The sequence below is a fragment of the Synechococcus sp. MU1611 genome (genome assembly GCF_020514255.1).
Taxonomy (GTDB): Bacteria; Cyanobacteriota; Cyanobacteriia; order PCC-6307; family Cyanobiaceae; genus Parasynechococcus.
On record NZ_VTLC01000003.1, the window covers coordinates 1 to 19,726 of the forward strand.

Sequence of the window (19,726 nt, forward strand, 5' to 3'; positions counted from 1 at the left end):
ATGGTGAACGACCCCGGCGATCCCTCCATCCCCCACGACGCCTGAGACGCGCCATGACATCCACGAACTACGACCCGCGCATCCTCAAGGCTCCCCACCCCGTCCCGGGGGCCCCGGATAACTGGAAGCGCTTCTTCAGCTTCAACACCGATGCCAAGGTGATCGGCATCCAATACATCGCCACGTCGTTGTTCTTCCTCTTGGTGGGAGGACTGCTGGCGATGATCGTGCGAGGTGAACTGATCACACCGCCAGCGGATCTGGTGGATCCGAGCGTTTACAACGGCCTGTACACCATGCACGGAACAGTGATGCTGTTCCTGTTCCTTTTTCCGATCCTCAATGGCTTCAACAACCTGTTGATCCCCACGATGATCGGCGCGCCAGACATGGCGTTCCCGAAGCTCAATGCTGCCGCGTTCTGGTTGGTGCCCGTGTTCGCCGCAGTGTTGATGGGCAGCTTCTTTGCACCCGGTGGACCGGCGTCATCGGGATGGTGGTCGTACCCACCGATGAGTCTGCAGAACCCTCTGGGGCACTTCATCAATGGTGAATTCCTCTGGATCCTTGCTGTGGCCCTATCGGGCATCTCCTCGATCATGGGTGCCGTCAATTTCGTGACGACGATCATCCGGATGCGGGCTCCAGGCATGGGCTTTTTCAAGATGCCGGTGTTTGTTTGGACCGCTTGGGCCGCCCAGACCATCCAACTGGTGGGGCTGCCGGCCCTCACTGGAGGTGCGGTGATGCTGCTGTTCGACCTCAGCTTCGGCACCAGCTTTTTCCGGCCTGAAGGCGGGGGTGATCCGGTGTTGTTTCAACACTTCTTCTGGTTCTATTCCCACCCAGCTGTGTACGTGCTGGTGTTGCCGGTGTTCGGCATCTTCTCCGAACTCTTCCCGGTGTATGCCCGCAAGCCACTGTTCGGCTATCGATTCGTGGCGATCGCCTCCTTCGGCATCACCTTCCTCAGCCTGATCGTGTGGGCTCACCACATGTTCTATACCGGCACGCCGAACTGGATGCGCCATATCTTCATGTTCACCACGATGCTGATCGCCGTTCCCACAGGGGTAAAGGTGTTCGCCTGGCTGGGAACGCTCTGGCAAGGCAATCTGCGCCTGAACACACCGATGCTGTTCTGCCTGGGTGGCTTGTTTAATTTCATCTTCGCCGGGATCACCGGCGTGATGCTGGCCACCGTGCCGATCGACATTCACGTGGGCAACACCTACTTCGTGGTGGCCCACTTCCATTATGTGATCTTCAACACGATCGGCTTCGGTGTGTTCGCCGGGATTTACCACTGGTTCCCCAAATTCACGGGCCGGATGTATTACGAGGGGCTCGGCAAAGTTCACTTCGTACTCACCTTCATCGGTGCCACGCTCAACTGGCTGCCCCTGCACTGGGCTGGGTTGCTGGGGATGCCTCGTCGTGTCGCCTCCTATGACCCTGAATTCGCGATCTGGAATGTGATCGCCAGCATCGGTGCCTTCATGCTCGGCGTCGCCTCGATCCCCTTCATTCTCAACATGGTGAGCTCCTGGGCCCGGGGGCCGCAGGCTCCCCCCAACCCCTGGCGGGCCATCGGCCTGGAATGGCTGCTGCCCTCGCCGCCACCGGCTGAAAACTTCGAAGACGACATCCCCACCGTGATCAGTGAGCCCTATGGCTACGGCCTCGGGCACCCCCTCGTTGAGGACGAGGAGTTCTACGTGCGCCGTTCCCAGGAGGCCTGAACCGATGACCAGCGTCAATCCCGACCTGCAGCTCAATCACACACCGGGGCATGTGAAGCACGACGGCCACAACATGACCGGCTTTGTGATTTTCCTCTGCTCTGAGAGCGTCATCTTCCTCGCCTTCTTCGCCGGCTACGCGGTGCTGAAGCTCACAGCTCCGCAGTGGCTACCGGACGGCGTCGAGGGGCTGGAGGTGCGCATGCCCCTGATCAACAGCGTGGTCTTGGTGAGCTCAAGTTTCGTGGCCTATGCCGCCGAGCGATATCTGCACAAGGGCAACCTCTGGGGCTTCCGCGCGGTCTGGCTGCTCACCATGGCCATGGGCTCCTACTTCGTTTACGGCCAATACCTCGAATGGTCGGAACTCAGCTTCAGCCTCAGCACCGGTGTGTTCGGAGGATTGTTCTATTTGCTGACGGGCTTTCACGGTCTTCACGTGATCACCGGCATCCTGCTGATGGGACTGATGTTGGCGCGTTCTTTCGTCCCAGGGAACTACGACAAAGGCGAGATGGGCGTCGCTGCGGTGAGCCTGTTTTGGCACTTCGTCGACGTGATTTGGATTCTTCTCTTCCTTCTGATCTACGTCTGGCAGTAATTCCATGATCATCGACGACCGCCACTACGACGTCATCGTTATCGGCAGCGGTGCCGGAGGAGGCACCCTGGCCGGAGCCCTGAGCAGACGCGGCAAGAACGTACTCGTGCTGGAGCGCGGCGGGGCGATGGCCCTCGAAGACCAGAACGTCGCCGACGTGGATTTGTTCCGCAAGGATCGATATCACCCCAAGAGTGAGCGCTGGTTCGGACCCGACGGCGATCCCTTTGCACCGCAAACCACCTACGCACGGGGAGGAAACACCAAGATCTGGGGCGCGGTGCTGGAACGCATGCGCGAACAGGATTTCGGCGAGGTGGCGCTCCAGGACGGAGTATCGCCGGCGTGGCCCCTGGATTACTCCGAACTGGAGCCGTACTACGAGCAGGCCGAGACCCTGTACAGGGTTCACGGCAAAGCAGGCATTGACCCCTGCGAGCCCCAGCGAAGCACGGACTATGAACGTGCGCCGAAGCCGGTGGAACCCTTTCTGGAACCCCTTCGTTCCGCTCTCCAACGCCAAGGCTGTCAGCCCTACGACATGCCGATCAGCTGGTCAGACGACCGGGACGATCCCAGCGGCGATTCTCAGTTGTTTGGTCTGCAGGTGGGTGATCCCGAACGGCTCACCGTGCGTGACAACGCCCGGGTACTGCGCCTGCATGTGAATCCAGGTGGCAGAGCCATCCGAGGCGTGGAAGCTGAGGTAAACGGCGATTCATGGCTGTTCAGTGCCGATGTCGTGGTCATTGCCGCCGGTGCCATCAACACGCCGGCCATCCTTATGCGCTCGGACAATGCTCACCATCCCAAGGGCATCAGCAACGGATCGGATCAGGTGGGGCGGAATCTGATGAATCTGCAGCTCACCTCGATCCTGCAGCTGGCCACAGAACGCAACAGCGGCCGCTACGGGCGCTCGCTGGGGATCAACGACTACTACTGGGGAGACAAGAACGTCAGTTTTCCGCTAGGGCACATCCAGGCCGCCGGTGGCGTTCTGCAGGACGCGTTGTTCGCCGAGTCACCACCGGTGCTGTCCCTGGTGACCAAACTGATCCCCGACTTCGGGCTGGAGCGGCTGGCCTCCCGCTCTGTGGCCTGGTGGGCCATGACGGAGGTGCGTCCAGATCCCCACAACAAGGTGTGGCTCAACAACGAACAGATCCGGATCAACTACATCCCCAACAACCGGGAAGCCCATGATCGCCTCGTGTACCGCTGGATCGACACGCTGAAAGCCGTGGAGAACGATCCGGTGACCAAAGTCGTTTTAAAGGCACCCACCCATGCGCGAGGAGAAGCCCCCTTGAGTGTCGTGGGCTACAGCTGCGGCACGTGTCGCATGGGCGAGGACCCATCCAACTCAGTGGTGGATCCCAACGGCAAATGCCATGAACTGGAGAACCTCTACATCGCCGACAGCAGCATTTTTCCTAGTTGCCCAAGCATTGGTCCCGGGCTCACGGTGCTCGCGCTGGCCCTGCGGCTCGCCAATCACCTGGCCTGATTGGGGCACCGTTATTAAGGCACTGTTGCCTACATCGTCACGAACTCCTCTGAGACGGAGGGATGCAACGCCATGGTGCGATCGAAATCAGCTTTGGTGGCGCCCATCCCAACGGCAATGGCGGCCATCTGAATGATCTCCGCCGCATGCTCGCCCACCATGTGGCAGCCAAGCACCCGATCGGTTTGCTTCTCCACCACCAACTTCAGTAGGCAGCGGGGGCCGGAGGCTGGCAGTGCCCGCGCCATCGAACGGAAGCGGGCCCGATGCACGACGACGCCCTCCTCGCCATGGCGTTCAGTCGCCTCCTCTTCCGATAAGCCAACGGTCGCCAGCTCTGGATCACTAAACACGGCACTGGCCACCAGATCGTGGTTCACCTGCCGCTGACGCGAACCGAACACGCTGTCGGCAAAAGCACGACCTTCATCAATGGCGACAGGCGTGAGGTTGACCCGGTCAGTGACATCGCCAACGGCATGAATGTGAGGAACTGAGGTGCAGGAGTTGCCGTCAACCCTGATTCGCCCGTTGTCCACGGCAACACCAGCAGCCTCCAGACCCAGATCTGCAAGCCAGGGGCGACGCCCGGTGGCCATCAGCACACCCCCACAGTCGAGGCACTGACCATCCCCCAGTCGCACAGTCAGCGCACCGGGATCCCCCTCCACAGCCGCGACCGTCTGACCCAAGAGCACGTCAATGCCCTGGTCACGCATCCCGCTGAGGACTGCATCCGCCAACTCCCCATCAAACCCGCGCAGCAGCCGAGGGCCGCGCACCACCTGGGTGACCGCAACACCGAGGCCTCGAAGGATGCAGGCGAACTCACAGGCGATGAATCCTGCGCCGACCACCACCACCGCCGGAGGGACATCTTCAAGCTGGAACATGTCATCACTCACCCAAGTTTTTTCAATCCCTGGGATCTCCGGCCGTGCCGGACGGCCACCCACTGCCACCAGAAAACGGGGTGCTGAAAGCTCCGTCTGAACGGGCCCACCGCGTTGATCGGAGATGCCCATGCGATCCACAGCCGTGAAGCGACCCCAACCGGAGATCAGCTGAACGCCGGCCTTCTCCAGAAATCCAAGGTGGAGCGCATTGAGCCGATCCACCTCGGCGCGCACGCGCCGCAACAGGTCAGGCACATCAGAACGCACGGATTGGATGTGCAGCCCATAGGCCGATGCATCCGCCAGTTGATGCCGGGCCTGGGCGCCGTAGACCAAAAGCTTCTTGGGAACACAGCCGCGGATCACGCAGGTGCCCCCAACGCGATCCCCCTCCACGATGGCCACGCGGGCACCATGGCTAGCAGCACGTTTTGCGGCAGCAAGCCCACCGGAACCCGCCCCAAGAACAATCAGATCCAGATCAGCGCCCATGACAGCCGTTTGCTTCCCTCCATTCTTCTTCCCACGGGGGTGACGGAGACGACGGGCATATTCGTAAAGATGGAGTTATGGTCCGGGGAAGAGGGCCGTAGAAGCCCAAGACGAACCGGTCGTATTTCAACCGCGTCCTTAAACCATGAAAAATCCTTCCAAACGTCGCAGGCATTCGCCTGACCCTGAGCTGCAGCAAAAGCGATTGCAGCGTCGCGAAATCGCGATGATGATCACCAGCGACGACATGAAGCTGCGGCTCAAGCAGCTCGCTGAGCAGGGCCGCCAGCAAGACTGTCTGGCTCTGATGCATGAACTTGGCGACTGGCAGTCCTATGGACGGACCACGCTTTCGCCGATCCTGCATGCCCCCTACATCGGAATCAGCTGAACCACTGAGTTGGTTGGAACTGGCCGGGCTGGCGAAGGCTGAACCGGATCGAATTGAAGGGCCGACCAGTGCCCAGGCCAACTTGCGCTTGTTCGGTCAGCCTGAATCAAGCCTGATGGTCACGCTTTACCGCGACCATCACGCCTGGTGTCCGCACTACCACGGCCCAGCTACATCAAAAACAACACGGATCAGGACCAACGAAACGGAGAACAGGAAAATCCAAACGAGCAACAAAAATTATTCGATCGCATCACGCAAAGCACTTTCGGAGAGATAAGAAAGAAGCATCTCATCAGTTCCATCCCAATCAGAATCAGGAATCTCAATTAGGTCAATCCCTGCATTGATGCAGGCCGTACGCTTCTCTTGATCTCTTCGCTGTATGTTTCGCAGTTCCTCCATGCCGCCCCATGCAGGACGATAGTGCTGATCGCCCTGATACTCGATAGCAACCAAAAACTCCGGAAAGAAAAAATCCAACTGCATTGGCCTGCCAGTACGCGAAAATTGCAACTCGGAATAAAATTCACCCCAAACAATTTTTACATCCGGAAAAAGCCTTGTAAGGGAATCAAATAACCTCACTTCATTTTTACCAGTCTTTGCGAAAAGCTTTGGGTCAAAGTGAAAGCCAGGGAACAAATCCGTAAATACTTTCAGCAATGATCCATCATGATAACTAAGCATAGTGATCAAACCATTTCGCATCAAATCATCATGAGTAACCTTGTGCGCATCCGAAATCGAAATGTTTAAAACATCTTGAACCAACCACTCCAAAGCATTCTTCCTCGACTCCTCGGATGACCAAAAAGAACGATTTACTCGTCCAAAAAGCCAAGGCTTCCAATCTCTCGGGCTTAACTCCTGCAACATAGAAATCATTGAGCCAGAAAAATATTTTAAAAGCCTTGCTCCATCCAGATTCGAACGAACTAAATTCGTGTCTTGTTCATACCAATCCTCCTTGTCGACAATACCAAGCGTTGACTCTAATCTTTTAAATAGATCGCGACGCACTTCAGGTTCTGCCAATAGACCGTTCTGGTTCTGGAATCGCGAGAGATCCCATTCATGATCAGGGTAAGCAATTAGCACCAACTCATAAATGTTTGGATACTTGTCGAAAAGCGCATAAGCATGAGATTTTTTCTCTAGCTCAGCCCTTGAAACCTCATAAAAACAGTCAGGTGAGGAGAAGCCATTTGCCTCCATAAACCAATCTAAGAATTTTCTCTCCACACCCACTTCATCCCAAAATCCCCTGGGCTTATTTACAAAGAGCCAAGGAACAAGAGTATTATCTTGAACAAGATCAATAAGTAAATCAATAGACGAATCGTAGTACTTCAGTAGCCCAGAACCACTATTTGCTTGCAGCATATCTTGGGAGACCTCATACCAGTCCTCCATCAGCTCGATTGACAGGGACGAACGAAGAGTTTTATTAACAAACTCCAAGCGATTTTCTTGCAACAGCCAAAAGCCATTTGGACGTTCAAGCTTTGTTTTCAGATTCTCTGAAAAACCCGAAGGTTGCTCAATAAAATCAATTGAACTCCAATCATAATCGGGGTAAAATTCCTCACAAATAGCCTGAATAGAATAAGCATGAAACCGCATATACCCATCAGCCATCTCGTCTTTCAAAATTCGACGCAGCTTCCTAAAAGGCAAAAGATGGCCCTTAGCACTTCTAGGAAAATAATCATCAACATACCTGACCAGATCGTCGCCACAATTCAATGCTAATCGGCTTTTAATATCGTCAATCAAGACCCTCCTATTCTGAGGATTATCCCAAAATTCATATGGACAATTTCCGAACTTCCATCTGCGAAGATTTAATTCAGGCAGAGCATCAATCAAACAGTCGGCTATCGAGTTGTTAAATTGACGCCAAAAGCCACCATAGAGAGACTTTTCCATCAACTCGTCCTGCCTGACTGCATACCAATCGCTAGGCAAACATATATTTAGTTGCTCTGGCTGAGCCAACCACCGAACATATTTACTTCTAACCTCAGGATCATTCCACGTGTTCCTTTGATGTCCAAACATCCAAGGAAGAAAATCACAATCTGGATACAACTCTTCAACAGCTTTTCGGAAATATTTATAGTGATTAACCAATAGACCAGAACCATAGTTATCATCAAAGTCTTTTCTTGTTACCGCATACCAATCCGAAGGCTTCTTATAGCCAAGTCTTAATTCAAGCCACCTTAAATAAGCCAGACGATTTTCCTTTCTCTTCAAAAAACCATACTCGAATTTATTTGAGGCCTGATTGAAACCTGGTGGATACTGTTGAGGTTGGCCAGCCTGCCGTTCAACGGTCATCTGAACTCAAGGGCCAAATAGAATTATGTTCTTTATAGTCCAAAGACTTGAAAATGAAAAGAGTCGAACAAATTTCAACATCTGAGACAAAAGCAATTACTCTCCAGCAGATAAATCCACAAAATCGCCTACAGTCACTTAAGATTGGTTTTGAAGGAATTAGAAGTGATGATTGAAGCTTGGAGCTGGAAGCAGTTAGCCGAATATGCTCTCGATGAACCAGACAAAATCAATGGGCCTACAAGTGCACAAGCAAATCTTAGGCTTTTTGGAAAGCATGAGTCCGAAGTGATAGTCACGCTTTACAGAGACGTACATGCATGGTGCCCTTATTGTTCAAAGATTTGGCTATGGCTTGAAATCAAAAAAATCCCATACAGGATCAAAAAGGTCACGATGAGATGCTATGGACAAAAAGAGGAATGGTACTTAAGAAAAGTACCCTCAGGAATGCTCCCTGCTCTTGAATTAAATGGTCGCCTCATAACAGAAAGTGATGAGATACTTTTTGCTCTAGAAAAGCACTTTGGACCCCTTGGAAACCCAATAAATACAGAACAGGTCTCACAACTTCGGCAACTTGAGAGACTGCTATTTAGAGCTTGGTGCATCTGGCTCTGCAGTCCTGGGCTTAATAATCGACAGCAGCAGCAAGCCAAAGAGCAATTTCGAAAAATAGCTGAACGTTTTGAATCAGCACTTCAAGAAAGAGAAGGGCCATTTTTATTTGGATATGAACCAGAAACAGCCGATCTTATTTATATCCCATATTTAGAACGCATGAATGCTTCACTTGCCTACTACAAAGGGTATTTGCTTCGACAAGAACATCCAGTAATTGACCTTTGGTTTAATGCACTTGAAAAGCTAGAGGTTTATCGAGGAATACAAGGCGACTTCCACACTCATGCACATGATCTCCCCCCGCAGATGGGTGGGTGCTGGTCTGATAACGAGCCAGGAATTTCAGATATTGCATCAAAAATAGACTCAGGTGAGGGCTTGGGTATTTACGAGGCAAATTGGCCTCTGGAAAATCAAGACGATGAACTAATGAGGAAAGTTGCATTGAGCAGAGTCCTTAAACACAAAGACAAAATCCTCAATGCGAACCCCTCTGGGAAGGAATCATTTGACTACCCATTGAGAGCAGCACTCACATCATTAATTACAAAATCATCCTGTAATCCAGGCATTACTAGTGATTCAAGCCTGCGATATCTTCGCGACAGAATTTCGGTGCCAAGAGATATGCCATTACCTGCCGCAAGGCTACTAAGAAAAACGTTGGAAAACACAGCAACTTTGGCAGGGAATAAGCAGGGAAGTCCAATCCCAATTTCAAACCGACTTGATCAAAATCCTATCCACTTCAGATAATGAAATTTTTGAGTTTCTATTGCACAAAAACTTGATTCGATTCACTAAAGGAGAGCTTTCGTAGGTACGTCGCACGGCCCCCTATTGACCCCGATGCCTGGGAAGGCGATGTTGAGCCTTCATGGCCGTGGTGGTGACGGCGCAGTCAGGGCAACCGTTCTCACGATGTACTTGGCTCACGACAGTGTCCCTACTGCCAAAAAATTTGGCTGTGGTTGGAGTTCAAGCGCATCCCCTACCGGATCCGCAAAGTCACCATGCGTTGCTATGGCCCAAAAGAGCCATGGTTCCTCGAAAAAGTGCCCTCAGGAATGTTGCCCGCCCTCGAGCTGAACGGGCAGCTGATCACGGAAAGTGATGAGATTCTGCTGGCACTCGAACAGCAGTTCGGCCCCCTCGGCATGGCAATGACGTCGTCGGAAGCCCTCGAGCTGCGCCGTCTCGAACGGCTGCTATTTCAGGCCTGGTGCATCTGGCTGTGTTCGCCACGATTGAGCCCCAAGCAACAGATCCTGGCCCGGGACCAGTTTCAGGGGATCGCCCGACGCTTCGAAAGTGAGCTGAATCAGGTTGAAGGTCCATTTCTGCGGGGGCAGGAGCCACAAACCGTTGATCTGATCTTTGTTCCCTACGTGGAACGCATGAATGCATCTCTGGCTTACTACAAGGGATATCGCCTGAGGTTTGAGCATCCCGCGATTGACCGCTGGTTCCGCGCCTTGGAGCAACTGGACACCTACCGCGGCACCCAAAGCGACTTTCACACCCATGCCCATGACCTTCCTCCCCAAATGGGCGGCTGCTGGTCGGACGACGCAACGGAAGCGCAACGCCTGGCCGAACGGATCGACCGAGGCGATGGCCTTGGCGAAGACGAAGCCTGCTGGGTTGGGGTCAATCAAGCCGATCAGGCCAGCATCGCTCTCGGCAGGGTCCTCCGACACCAGCAGCGGCTACGGGAGGTCAATCCAATGGGTGCTAATGCCTTTGACCGGCCCCTGCGCTGTGCACTGACCCAGTTGATCCACAACACTCCATGCCCTCCTCCATCTGGAAGTGCGGCGGGGCTCCGCTACCTGCGCGATCGAATTTCAGTTCCGAGAGATATGCCCTTACCGGCAGCTCGTTTGCTGCGTCGGGCGCTCGAATCCACCGCGCAACTGGACGGGCCTAAGCAAGCCAAGCCTCTCCCGGTGCGGGATCGCTTTGATCAGGATCCCCGTCCCTTCTTAATTGGGTCATAGTGCGGAGGCGTCAAAACTGAGTCGTGCCCCTGCGGCTGCCTGCCTACCAACCGATTCCGGCCCCCGAGCAGGAAAACGAACTGATCGAGGTGTCAGCGGCACAGTTGCAGCCGACCCAATGGTGTGTGGGGCTGGCTGAGATCTGGTCACGCGAGAGTGATTTCGCCCAAGACACACGCCAGCAGCGTCTTGCCTACCTGCGCGGCAAACCCGTCCCCCTGATCCGCTCTGCCGATGGCGCCATGTGGATGCTGGATCGTCACCACCGGCTGCGGGGCTTGATCGGCATTGACCCAGGCGCCACCACCTGGGCTTATGTGGTGCAGGAGCTAGCGACAACTGATAAAAGTGCCGTGCTGTCGTTTCTGCAAAGCCAAGGGTGGCTTTATCTCTACGACGGTCGGGGCATCGGTCCCCGCCCAACCGAGCAGTTGCCCACCAGCCTGATGGGGCTCGAAGACGATCCCTACCGAAGCCTGGTCTGGAAGCTCAAGCAGGAAGGCTGGATTAAACCCCAACCGCTGATCCCATATCACGAATTTCGTTGGGCAGCCTGGCTGCGCACCCGTCCCCTGCCACCCTTCAGCTCCAAGCGACTGGATCCGGCACTCGCGGCAGCACGCCAGCTGGTCTGCTCTGCGGCAGCTCAAGACATGCCGGGCTGGAAAGGCGACAAGAAAGCCTGCCGCTGATCAGCGCTTCTTTCGGGAATCGATCTGCAGCAGATCCTTCACTTTCTGCACCTGACCCGCGAGCTGGGGATCGGACGCCAGTTTTTTCTCGACTTGCTCAATCGCGTACATCACCGTGGTGTGGTCCTTTCCGCCGAAGTTGTCGCCGATTCTCGGCAGGCTGAGGTCGGTACCCTGGCGCATGAGGTACATCCCCACCTGACGGGCCTGGCTGACGGCACGGCGACGGGTGCTGCTGCACATTTCCTCGGCCGTGACATCAAACACTTCAGACACCTTGTCGATCACCTGTTGCGGCGTGACCTCCACCCCCTGACCGGTGGGGTCCAGCATTGGCGCCACCGATTCCACGGTCATCGGCAACCCCGTGATTGAGGCGAAGGCGACAGCCCGGGTCAGTGCCCCTTCCAACTCGCGGATGTTCGAGGTGAAGCGCCCAGCGATGTACTGGATCAGATCCCGGGGCAGCGACATGCGCTCCTGCTCCGCTTTCTTCTGGAGGATCGCCATACGTGTTTCCAGATCAGGTGACTGAATGTCAGCGATCAGCCCCATCTGGAAACGGGAGATCAGGCGCTGCTGCAGGCGTGGAATCTGACTGGGGGGACGATCACTGGCGATCACCACCTGACGCCCAGCCTCGTGCAGGGCATTAAAGGTATGGAAGAACTCTTCTTGGGTGTACTCCTTGCCTTCGATGAATTGAATGTCATCCACCAGGATCAGATCGGCGGCGCGATAGCGATCGCGAAAGGCCTGCATGCCGTCCTTGCGGATGGCCTGGATCAGGTCATTGGTGAAGGTTTCGGTGGAGACGTAGGCCACGCGAGCCCCGGGATCGATCTCAAGCCGGTAATGGCCAATGGCTTGCATTAAGTGGGTTTTCCCCAGGCCCACACCGCCGCAGATGAACAGGGGATTGAACTCCCTGCCTGGCGCTTCGGCCACGGCAAGAGCCGCCGCATGAGCCATTCGGCTGTTGGGGCCGACCACGAAACGGCCGAACACATATCTGGGGTTGAGCCCGGGCAGGTAGCGCCGCGGTGAGCCGCTCCGGGCCGGAGCCGACGCTGATTCCTGGGCGGCCGCAGGCGGGGCTGCATCACTCGCAGATGCAGAGTCATCACTGGTTTCCTGCAGCGGCAGGGCGGTTTCCGCCAGGACGGTCACCTGAACGGGCTGACCGCTGATGCTGCTAGCCAGCTCCGCGATCGTGGGCAGGAGCTGCTCCCGCAATCGGACGCTGGCGAACGGATTGGGGGCCAGAAGCTTCAGCTCTCCATTGGCAAAGCCACTGCAACCCGTCGGGCGAATGAAGGTCTCGAAGGTGGGCTTGCTCAGCTTTGCCTGCAACCCATCTCGCACCTTGATCCAGAGCTCTTCGCCCGTCTGCACCTAAAACCGCCATGCACCCGAGCGCTGAATCTACGCATGCCGATCCGCTCAGGCCGTCTTAAATGCATCAGCACACATCTCGTCGTGATGCCCAACGCCCAGCATTGGTTCGCCATCGTCCTGGCCGGGAGCGCTCTCTCCGGTTGCAGCCTGGTGAGGGACCAGCTGGGCCTGACCCCCAAAGCACCGGTAGCACTACCTCCGGTGGTGCACGATCAGCCCCGCAGCGCTCCACTCCAGCCGGGAGACAACGTGATCGTGAAGGCTGTGGACCGCGTCGGTCCTGCCGTGGTGCGGATCGATGTAGTCAAAGAGGTGAACAACCCCTTCGGGGGGATCTTTGGCATGGGACCGTCCAGCCAGCGTCAGCAAGGCCAGGGATCCGGATTCATCACCAGGGCCAGCGGCCTGATCTTCACCAACGAACACGTCGTGCGCGGAGCGGATCAGGTGGCGGTGACCCTTCCAGACGGACGCAACTTCAAGGGTAAGGTGCTCGGCACAGACCCACTCACCGACGTTGCGGTGGTCAAGGTGGTGGCTGACAACCTTCCGGTGGCGGCCCTGGGCAACTCCGACCAGCTCAGGCCGGGGGAATGGGCGATTGCCATCGGCAACCCATTTGGTCTCAACAACACCGTGACCGCCGGCATCATCAGCGCGGTAGGCCGACTGAATGCGATCAGTGAAGGCCAGCGGATTCCTTACATCCAGACCGATGCAGCCGTGAATCCCGGCAACAGCGGAGGCCCCCTGATCAATGCCGCCGGTCAGGTGATTGGCATCAACACAGCGATTCGGACCGCGCCTGGAGGCGGTTTGAGTTTTGCCGTTCCAATCAACCTGGCGAAGCGCATCGCGCAGCAGATTGTGAGCACCGGCCAGGCCTCCCATCCCTTCATCGGGGTGCAGCTCATGAACCTCACTCCGCAGCTGGCACGGGAGATCAATGCCACCAACAGCGCCTGTACGGTTCCTGAAGTGAATGGCGTCCTGATCAAGGATGTGGTCAGCGGCACTCCGGCTGCTGCCGCTGGCATCCGGCAGTGTGATCTGATTCTCAAGGTGGAGAACAAAGCTGTTCAGACCCCCACCGAAGTGCAACTCGCCGTGGATCGCGGCCAGGTGGGAGAACCGATGGAGCTCACCCTCCAACGCAATGGAGAGGAGCTGATGGTGCAGGTGCGCCCGCGGGAACTGCCTCGGAACAACTGAGATGCTGCAGATCATCGTGATGGCCCGATGGCCATCACCGGGCCGATGCAAACGCCGCCTGTCCCGTGATCTCTACAACAGGCTGGGCTTGTCCAACAGCAGCGAGCGCGCTGCCCGGATCCAGACGCGTCTTACCGAGCACACCACCGCTGTGGTGCGCGGGCTCGCCGACGCGATGGTGATTGAGCCGGTGCTGGCGGTGAGCGGGCTTGGGCCCAACGCCGCCGGACGCTGGGGACAACAGCTGGGGTTGCCGCTGGTGCGCCTGCAGGGGCAGGGGCAACTCGGCACCCGATTGCGACGGCAGTTGATGCAAGGCCATCACCGCGGCATGCCATCCCTCGTGATCGGCACGGATCTGCCCGAACTCAATCCCGATGACTTGAAGCGGGCCATCGAACAACTGCAAACCCACGATTTGGTGCTGGGTCCAGCCTCGGATGGTGGCTACTGGCTGCTGGGGATCGGAGCGAACCTGATCCATACCCCCAAGCACTGGCCGCTGATCGGCATTCCCTGGGGCGGTCCGACAGTGCTGGAATCAACCCTGAAGGCTGCGAGGGCGCATGCAATCTCCACCGCACTGTTGCCCAGGAGGAATGATCTGGATCACTGGAGTGATCTGAAGCCATGGCAGGGCTGAGCGTCGTGATTCCGACCCTGGAGGAAGCCAACAGGCTTCCGCTGCTGCTGGCGGATCTGCAGCGTTGGCAAGGGGAGTTGGAGATTGTTATCTGTGACGGTGGAAGCAGGGATCAGACCCGACAAGTGGCTCACCTCGGCGGCGCCACCGTGCTCGACAGCCCGACTGCAGGACGAGGTCCGCAGCTGCGCTGGGGCGTCGATCACAGCTGTCATTCCTGGGTGCTGGTGCTGCATGCCGATAGCCGACTGCCTGGCTACTGGCACCACAGGGTGAAGCAGATTCTGAACACACCGCAAGCGCGCTTCAGCGCCTGGAGCTTCGAGTTCAAAGTGGATACAGAGGCGCGGCCCATGCTGTGGCTTCTGGAGCGAATGGTGAACTTGCGCAGCCGTTGGCTGCAGCGTCCCTACGGCGATCAGGGACTGCTCATTCATCGCCAGCTGTATCAGCGCATCGGTGGCTACCGCCCGCTGGCACTGATGGAAGACCTGGACCTGGTGGAACGCCTCAGCAAGATCGCGACCCTCCGCTCGTTGAACTGTGCCCTGCTGACCAGCGCTCAGCGCTGGCAGGAGCGAAGCGTGCTGATGCAGGCCTGGCGCAACGCCCGTCTGCGATGGCTATGGCGTCAGGGACGATCAGCAGATCAACTGTTGCGGATGTACCAGCGCTGAACGATCCGATCAGTTCAGTTCAGTTCAGTTCAGTTGGCGTACCAGAAGGCACAGCGATGGCCCTGGGGCTCCAGATCCCAACCTTGGCCTTGATAAAAGCTCACGACGCCGGGGTCCGCGAACAGGCTGACGCGCTCTGTTCCCATCTGAGCCAAGGCGTTGAGGATGTACGCCATCATCTGCTTGCCAAGTCCATTGCCCTGATACAGGGGGTGCACCGCGACGTCCCAGACGGTGGCTTCGAAAACACCATCCCCGGTGCAGCGCGCAAAACCAATCAAACGAGGAACCCGAGCGTCGTGACGCCACAGCCCGACCTTGAGCAGGCTGTGAGTCAGTGCTTTGCGGACCCGTCGAATCGGACGGCGGCTCCAGCCCACAGCTTCCAGAAGTTGCTCAAGCTCCACCAAATCAAAGGGGTACTCCTGGCTAAAGACCAACGTGAGCTGGTCGTTGGCACAGGGGCAGAGACGGGACCCCTGGCCGTACTGCTGCAGCAGAGGCTCAGCAGGTATAGGCAGGGAGGAACCGATCACAAACGCGCCAACCCCCGCTCCTGCAGCTCTGCGAGCTGGGCATAGAGGCCACCTCGGGCCCTGAGCTCGTGATGGGTGCCCTGTTCGATCAGTTCACCTCGGCGCAACACAAGGATGCGATCGGAGGCTTCCACCGTGGCGAGACGGTGGGCAATGACGATGGCGGTCCGTTTTTGCAGAAGACGGTCCAGATCGGCCTGAAGCGTCGCCTCCGTTGAAGGATCCATGAAGGCAGTGGCTTCATCCATCACCAACACCGTTGGATTGCGGATTGCCACCCGGGCCACCGCCAGCAATTGACGCTCTCCTGAGGAAAGATTGCCACCACGCTCGCGCAGTTGCGTCTCCAATCCGTTGGGGAGTCGAGACAACAGGTCGTTGAGACCGAGCTCAGCACAGACCTGATCAAGCTCCTGATCACTGACGGGAGCATTCAACCGAAGATTGTCGGCCACATTGCCGCTGAACAGGAATGTGTCTTGCAGCACGACCCCCAGCTCACGCCGTAGATCTGCCATCGGGATGCTGCGGATGTCACGTCCATCCAGAAGGATGCGCCCCTGCTGGGGGTCATAGAGGCGGCAGAGCAGACGAATGATGGTGCTCTTGCCGGAACCCGTGGGGCCCACCAGCGCCACATGCTCGCCAGGAGCGATGCGGAAGGAAAGATTGCGAAGGATGGGCTCATCCGGCCGGTAAGAGAAGCTCACGTTGTCGAAGATCACTTCGCCGCCACCGCCAGCAACGTGAGGATCAACCCCCGTGGCCTCGGCGATTTCGAGGGGTTGCTCCATCAACTCACCGATTCGTTCCACGGCAGTCAGTCCGCCCTGAATCTGCGTGAAGCGCTCGGCCAGCTGACGCAAAGGGTCAAACAGACGCTGTGAATAAAGGATGAAGGTGGTGAGGGTGCCCAACCCCATCACGCCACTGGTCACCATCCAGCCCCCCAGAGCCAAAACCAACGCAATGGCTCCAAGCGCAACCCATTCAAGAAAAGCGGAAATGCTGCTGTCGTAAAAAATGGTGCCGTTGACTGCGTTGCGGTACGCCGTGCCCGTGCGCAGGAAGCGGGCACTGTTGACCGCTTCGCGGCGATACATCTGAACCACCTCAAGGCCCTGGAGGTTCTCTTGAAAGTCGGCGTTGAGCTGGGAGAGCTCTTCTCGAACGCGGTAGTTGGCCTTGCGGTAGCGACGCTGCAGCCAGAGCACAGCAAGCGTCACGGGCACCTGCGTGCACAGCAAAAGCAGCCCGAGCCTCCACTCGATGAAGAGCATCGTCGAAGCAATGACCAGAAGGCTCACCAGATCACCAAGCACCCCCACAGCACCACTGCCGAACACCTCGGCAAGAGCATCCACGTCACTGGTGAGCCGCGTGAGCAACTTGCCGACCGGCATGCCGTCGTGAAAGCGCAAAGACAGCGACAGCGAGTGCTCAAAGAGGTCGTCGCGGATGCGAGCGGTAAGGCGTTGACCGACGGCCTGAATGTTGAAGCTCTGCACCCCCTGCAAGCAGAGCCTCAGCAGCACCGAGATGAAATAGAGCCCGATGATGACGCGGATCGATCCGGATAGACTCAGCCCCGAAAGCCACGGAAGACTGGGTTCTCCGCGCAAGACACTGACAGCCTGGCCGACGAGAAGTGGCTGAACTGCACCTGCAAAGGCCACGGGTACCAGCAGCACCAGGGTGACCAGAAGACGCCGACGATCCCGCACGAGATAACGGCCCAGACGACGAACCCGTCGCCAATCTGCAACAGCTCCCATCAGTTGGAGCTCCCGACGGTGGTTCCTGCGGCGCGGATTGCCTCCACGATGGAGGCAAGGGGACCATGGTCCAGGCGAATGGACAGCGGATGCCCCACCAGCCGAGCCGTCGACTGGAACAAGTCCTCGATGGCAATCAAGCCGTTGTCCCGCAGGGTCCGACCCGTAGCAACAAGATCAACAATCGCTTCCGACATCCCTGTGATCGGCCCCAGCTCCACCGAACCATTGAGATGCACCAACTCGACAGGAAGATCGAGTGCATCGAAATATTCCCGGGCACAGTGCGTAAATTTGCTGGCTACCCGACAATGGGGAGGGAGATCCGCGGCACGGGTGTAACCACTGCTCTCCTGTACCGCCACGGCCATTCGGCAACCGCCAAAGCCAAGATCCACCAGTTGGGCTACAGGAAGCTGATGTTCCTTGAGCACGTCGTATCCCACCACGCCCAGTTGGGCCTGGCCATAGGCCACGTAAGTGGGCACATCACCGTTACGAACAAGCAGGGCCCTGGCACGTCCGCAGGGGGTGGGCACCATCAACTGGCGATTGTTCTTGTCGAGAACAGCTGAGAAATCAAGACCTGCCGCCGCAAATCGGGCGACCGAATCTTTAAGTAGCGCTCCTTTGGCCAACGCGACGGTGATCATGGGTCCAGCGCTGACCGGTTAACCAGGCAGGACTTTAACGATGCATTCCTCACTTCATGCCCTGCCGGTGCTGCAAGACAACGTGATCTGGGTCTGGGTGAAGGGAGCGGAGGCCGTTGTGATCGACCCCGCCATCGCCTCTCCGGTGCGTGACTGGCTGGAGCAACGACAGTTGACACTGGCCGCTGTGCTGCAGACCCATCACCATTCCGACCACATCGGAGGAACACCGGATCTGCTGAAGCATTGGCCCAAAGCCGAGGTCATTGCATCCAGAGCTGACCGGGAGCGGATTCCTTTCCAAACCATGCCGGTGGGGGATGGTGACCAGCTCACCGTGCTGGGAGAGCAGGTGGACGTCATGGATGTCGCCGCCCACACCAGGGCCCACATCGCTTTTTTCATCCCGAACCTGCAAGACGAGGCCATGGGCCCCGTCTTGTTCTGCGGTGACACCTTGTTCGGAGCAGGCTGCGGCCGCCTGTTCGAAGGCACCGCTGAACAGATGCATGAAGCCCTGCAAAAGCTGGCCAGCCTCCCTGACGAGACCAAGGTTTGTTGCGCCCATGAATACACAGAGGCCAACCTGCAATGGGCCGTTGAGCAACGCCCTGAGGAAACGGTTCTGGCTGACCGCTTGCAGGAGGTGCGAACCCTTCGTTCAAAAGGCGCCCTCAGTCTTCCGAGCAGCATCGGTGTAGAACGTCGCACCAACCTGTTCCTGCAAGCCAAAACAGCCACCGAGTTGGGGGTGCTGCGCACACGGAAGGATCAGTGGAGACCGGGGACGCCCCAACGCGAACAACGGGATCACCAACGGCGATGATCATGGTGATCGCGTGAAGAAACACCCCATGAGCGCCAAGGCCATCACCACTCAAGACGCGCCTGCACCGGTTGGGCCCTACAACCAAGCCGTCCTTGCCGGCGAGTGGCTCTACTGCTCTGGGCAGATTCCGCTTGATCCAACCACTGGGGAGATGGTGGGAAACGGTGATGTCGCCGCGGAAACGCATCAGGTGCTGAAGAACCTAGTCGCTGTCTTAAAAGAGGCCGGAGCCACGCCGAAACAAGTGGTGCGCACAACGGTTTTCCTGGCAGACCTCAGCGACTTTCAGACCGTCAACGGCATCTATGCCGAAGTGTTTGGGAGCGGAGTCAGCCCAGCACGGGCCTGCGTTCAAGTGGCAGCACTACCCAAGGGAGCAAGGGTGGAAATCGACTGTGTCGCATGGCTTGGAAGCTGACCCTGACCCACGGGGGCATAGGTTGGAACTGGCTTCAGTGGTCCTATGCCTCAGGCGAAACTCACCATCGGTGAATTAGAGGCGGGCTATCCGATGTATTGCAAGGCGCTGAGGCGCCTCCTCCAGCAAGGGAAAACAGCTCAAGACATTGAACGCACCGTCTGCTGGGGACATCTTGAAACCCTGAACCGCTGCCTTCCAACCCGTTACAAATCACCCTCCTACCTGCTGGCCCTGATCCGCCGCGATCTGGAAAAGCCTCAGGAAACCTGAAACTGATCAACTCAGGGG

At 57.3% G+C, this 19,726-nt stretch carries 18 protein-coding genes and 2 pseudogenes; 14 read left to right on the forward strand and 6 right to left on the reverse strand.

Annotation, left to right across the window (positions count from 1 at the left end):
• Positions 1–53 precede the first annotated feature (53 nt).
• Genes FZZ92_RS06735 through FZZ92_RS06745 form a run of 3 tightly spaced genes read left to right on the forward strand, consistent with a single transcriptional unit; the run spans position 54 to position 3,853 of the window.
• Positions 54–1,742: a cbb3-type cytochrome c oxidase subunit I gene (locus FZZ92_RS06735; protein ID WP_226397915.1), complete on the forward strand. Its 1,689-nt coding sequence runs from the start codon at positions 54–56 to the stop codon at positions 1,740–1,742.
• Positions 1,743–1,746: 4 nt separating this feature from the next.
• Positions 1,747–2,343, forward strand: coding sequence for a heme-copper oxidase subunit III (locus tag FZZ92_RS06740; RefSeq protein ID WP_226397780.1), 597 nt, complete (start codon positions 1,747–1,749; stop codon positions 2,341–2,343).
• 4 nt (positions 2,344–2,347) lie between these two features.
• Positions 2,348–3,853 (forward strand): GMC oxidoreductase, encoded by a 1,506-nt coding sequence (locus FZZ92_RS06745; RefSeq protein WP_226422879.1) that lies wholly within the window; start codon positions 2,348–2,350, stop codon positions 3,851–3,853.
• Positions 3,854–3,882: 29 nt separating this feature from the next.
• On the opposite strand, the gene gorA is transcribed toward FZZ92_RS06745, so the two are convergent.
• The gene (gene gorA, locus FZZ92_RS06750; RefSeq protein WP_226422880.1) at positions 3,883–5,241 is read right to left on the reverse strand and encodes a glutathione-disulfide reductase; all 1,359 of its coding nucleotides are present in this window, start codon (positions 5,239–5,241) and stop codon (positions 3,883–3,885) included.
• Between the two features lie 145 nt (positions 5,242–5,386).
• Here gorA and FZZ92_RS06755 point away from each other — a divergent pair, with 145 nt between their 5' ends.
• Both FZZ92_RS06755 and FZZ92_RS06760 read left to right on the forward strand, forming a co-directional pair.
• The gene (locus FZZ92_RS06755) at positions 5,387–5,632 is read left to right on the forward strand and encodes a hypothetical protein (RefSeq protein WP_226422881.1); all 246 of its coding nucleotides are present in this window, start codon (positions 5,387–5,389) and stop codon (positions 5,630–5,632) included.
• Positions 5,607–5,789 (forward strand): annotated as a pseudogene (locus tag FZZ92_RS06760) (glutathione S-transferase); the annotation flags it as partial. The gene FZZ92_RS06755 and the pseudogene FZZ92_RS06760, both read left to right, overlap by 26 nt.
• An 83-nt stretch (positions 5,790–5,872) precedes the next feature.
• On the opposite strand, the gene FZZ92_RS06765 reads toward FZZ92_RS06760, so the two are convergent.
• A complete protein-coding gene (locus FZZ92_RS06765; protein WP_226422882.1) occupies positions 5,873–7,978 on the reverse strand; it encodes a hypothetical protein in 2,106 nt (701 codons plus the stop codon).
• 168 nt (positions 7,979–8,146) lie between these two features.
• Between FZZ92_RS06765 and FZZ92_RS06770 the strand changes: the two genes are divergently transcribed.
• From FZZ92_RS06770 to FZZ92_RS06780, 3 genes and pseudogenes are all read left to right on the forward strand, one after another.
• Complete coding sequence (locus FZZ92_RS06770) at positions 8,147–9,358, forward strand: glutathione S-transferase family protein (RefSeq protein WP_226422883.1); 1,212 nt, start codon at positions 8,147–8,149, stop codon at positions 9,356–9,358.
• Between the two features lie 182 nt (positions 9,359–9,540).
• Positions 9,541–10,602 (forward strand): annotated as a pseudogene (locus tag FZZ92_RS06775) (glutathione S-transferase family protein); the annotation flags it as partial.
• 23 nt (positions 10,603–10,625) lie between these two features.
• Positions 10,626–11,294, forward strand: coding sequence for a ParB-like protein (locus FZZ92_RS06780; RefSeq protein ID WP_226397785.1), 669 nt, complete (start codon positions 10,626–10,628; stop codon positions 11,292–11,294).
• Here the strand turns inward: FZZ92_RS06780 and dnaA are convergent, their stop codons facing one another.
• Complete coding sequence (dnaA, locus tag FZZ92_RS06785; protein WP_226397786.1) at positions 11,295–12,689, reverse strand: chromosomal replication initiator protein DnaA; 1,395 nt, start codon at positions 12,687–12,689, stop codon at positions 11,295–11,297.
• 87 nt (positions 12,690–12,776) lie between these two features.
• Between dnaA and FZZ92_RS06790 the strand changes: the two genes are divergently transcribed.
• The 3 genes from FZZ92_RS06790 to FZZ92_RS06800 are packed head-to-tail and all read left to right on the forward strand — an operon-like array spanning position 12,777 to position 15,224.
• Positions 12,777–13,904: a trypsin-like peptidase domain-containing protein gene (locus FZZ92_RS06790; RefSeq protein ID WP_226397916.1), complete on the forward strand. Its 1,128-nt coding sequence runs from the start codon at positions 12,777–12,779 to the stop codon at positions 13,902–13,904.
• A 1-nt stretch (position 13,905) separates the two neighbouring features.
• Positions 13,906–14,547, forward strand: coding sequence for a TIGR04282 family arsenosugar biosynthesis glycosyltransferase (locus FZZ92_RS06795; protein ID WP_226422884.1), 642 nt, complete (start codon positions 13,906–13,908; stop codon positions 14,545–14,547).
• Positions 14,535–15,224 (forward strand): TIGR04283 family arsenosugar biosynthesis glycosyltransferase, encoded by a 690-nt coding sequence (locus tag FZZ92_RS06800; RefSeq protein WP_226422885.1) that lies wholly within the window; start codon positions 14,535–14,537, stop codon positions 15,222–15,224. The genes FZZ92_RS06795 and FZZ92_RS06800 overlap by 13 nt, the downstream gene beginning before the upstream one ends.
• A gap of 29 nt (positions 15,225–15,253) precedes the next feature.
• On the opposite strand, the gene FZZ92_RS06805 is transcribed toward FZZ92_RS06800, so the two are convergent.
• The 3 genes from FZZ92_RS06805 to hisG are packed head-to-tail and all read right to left on the reverse strand — an operon-like array spanning position 15,254 to position 18,188.
• Positions 15,254–15,757, reverse strand: coding sequence for a GNAT family N-acetyltransferase (locus FZZ92_RS06805; RefSeq protein WP_226397917.1), 504 nt, complete (start codon positions 15,755–15,757; stop codon positions 15,254–15,256).
• A complete protein-coding gene (locus FZZ92_RS06810; protein ID WP_226422886.1) occupies positions 15,757–17,535 on the reverse strand; it encodes an ABC transporter ATP-binding protein in 1,779 nt (592 codons plus the stop codon). The genes FZZ92_RS06805 and FZZ92_RS06810 overlap by 1 nt, the downstream gene beginning before the upstream one ends.
• Positions 17,535–18,188 (reverse strand): ATP phosphoribosyltransferase, encoded by a 654-nt coding sequence (gene hisG, locus FZZ92_RS06815; RefSeq protein ID WP_226422887.1) that lies wholly within the window; start codon positions 18,186–18,188, stop codon positions 17,535–17,537. The genes FZZ92_RS06810 and hisG overlap by 1 nt, the downstream gene beginning before the upstream one ends.
• Before the next feature lie 40 nt (positions 18,189–18,228).
• Here hisG and gloB point away from each other — a divergent pair, with 40 nt between their 5' ends.
• The 3 genes from gloB to FZZ92_RS06830 are packed head-to-tail and all read left to right on the forward strand — an operon-like array spanning position 18,229 to position 19,708.
• Positions 18,229–19,014: a hydroxyacylglutathione hydrolase gene (gene gloB, locus FZZ92_RS06820; RefSeq protein WP_226397791.1), complete on the forward strand. Its 786-nt coding sequence runs from the start codon at positions 18,229–18,231 to the stop codon at positions 19,012–19,014.
• Between the two features lie 28 nt (positions 19,015–19,042).
• A complete protein-coding gene (locus FZZ92_RS06825; RefSeq protein ID WP_226397792.1) occupies positions 19,043–19,435 on the forward strand; it encodes a RidA family protein in 393 nt (130 codons plus the stop codon).
• A gap of 45 nt (positions 19,436–19,480) precedes the next feature.
• A complete protein-coding gene (locus FZZ92_RS06830) occupies positions 19,481–19,708 on the forward strand; it encodes a DUF3136 domain-containing protein (RefSeq protein WP_115023604.1) in 228 nt (75 codons plus the stop codon).
• Positions 19,709–19,726 lie beyond the last annotated feature (18 nt).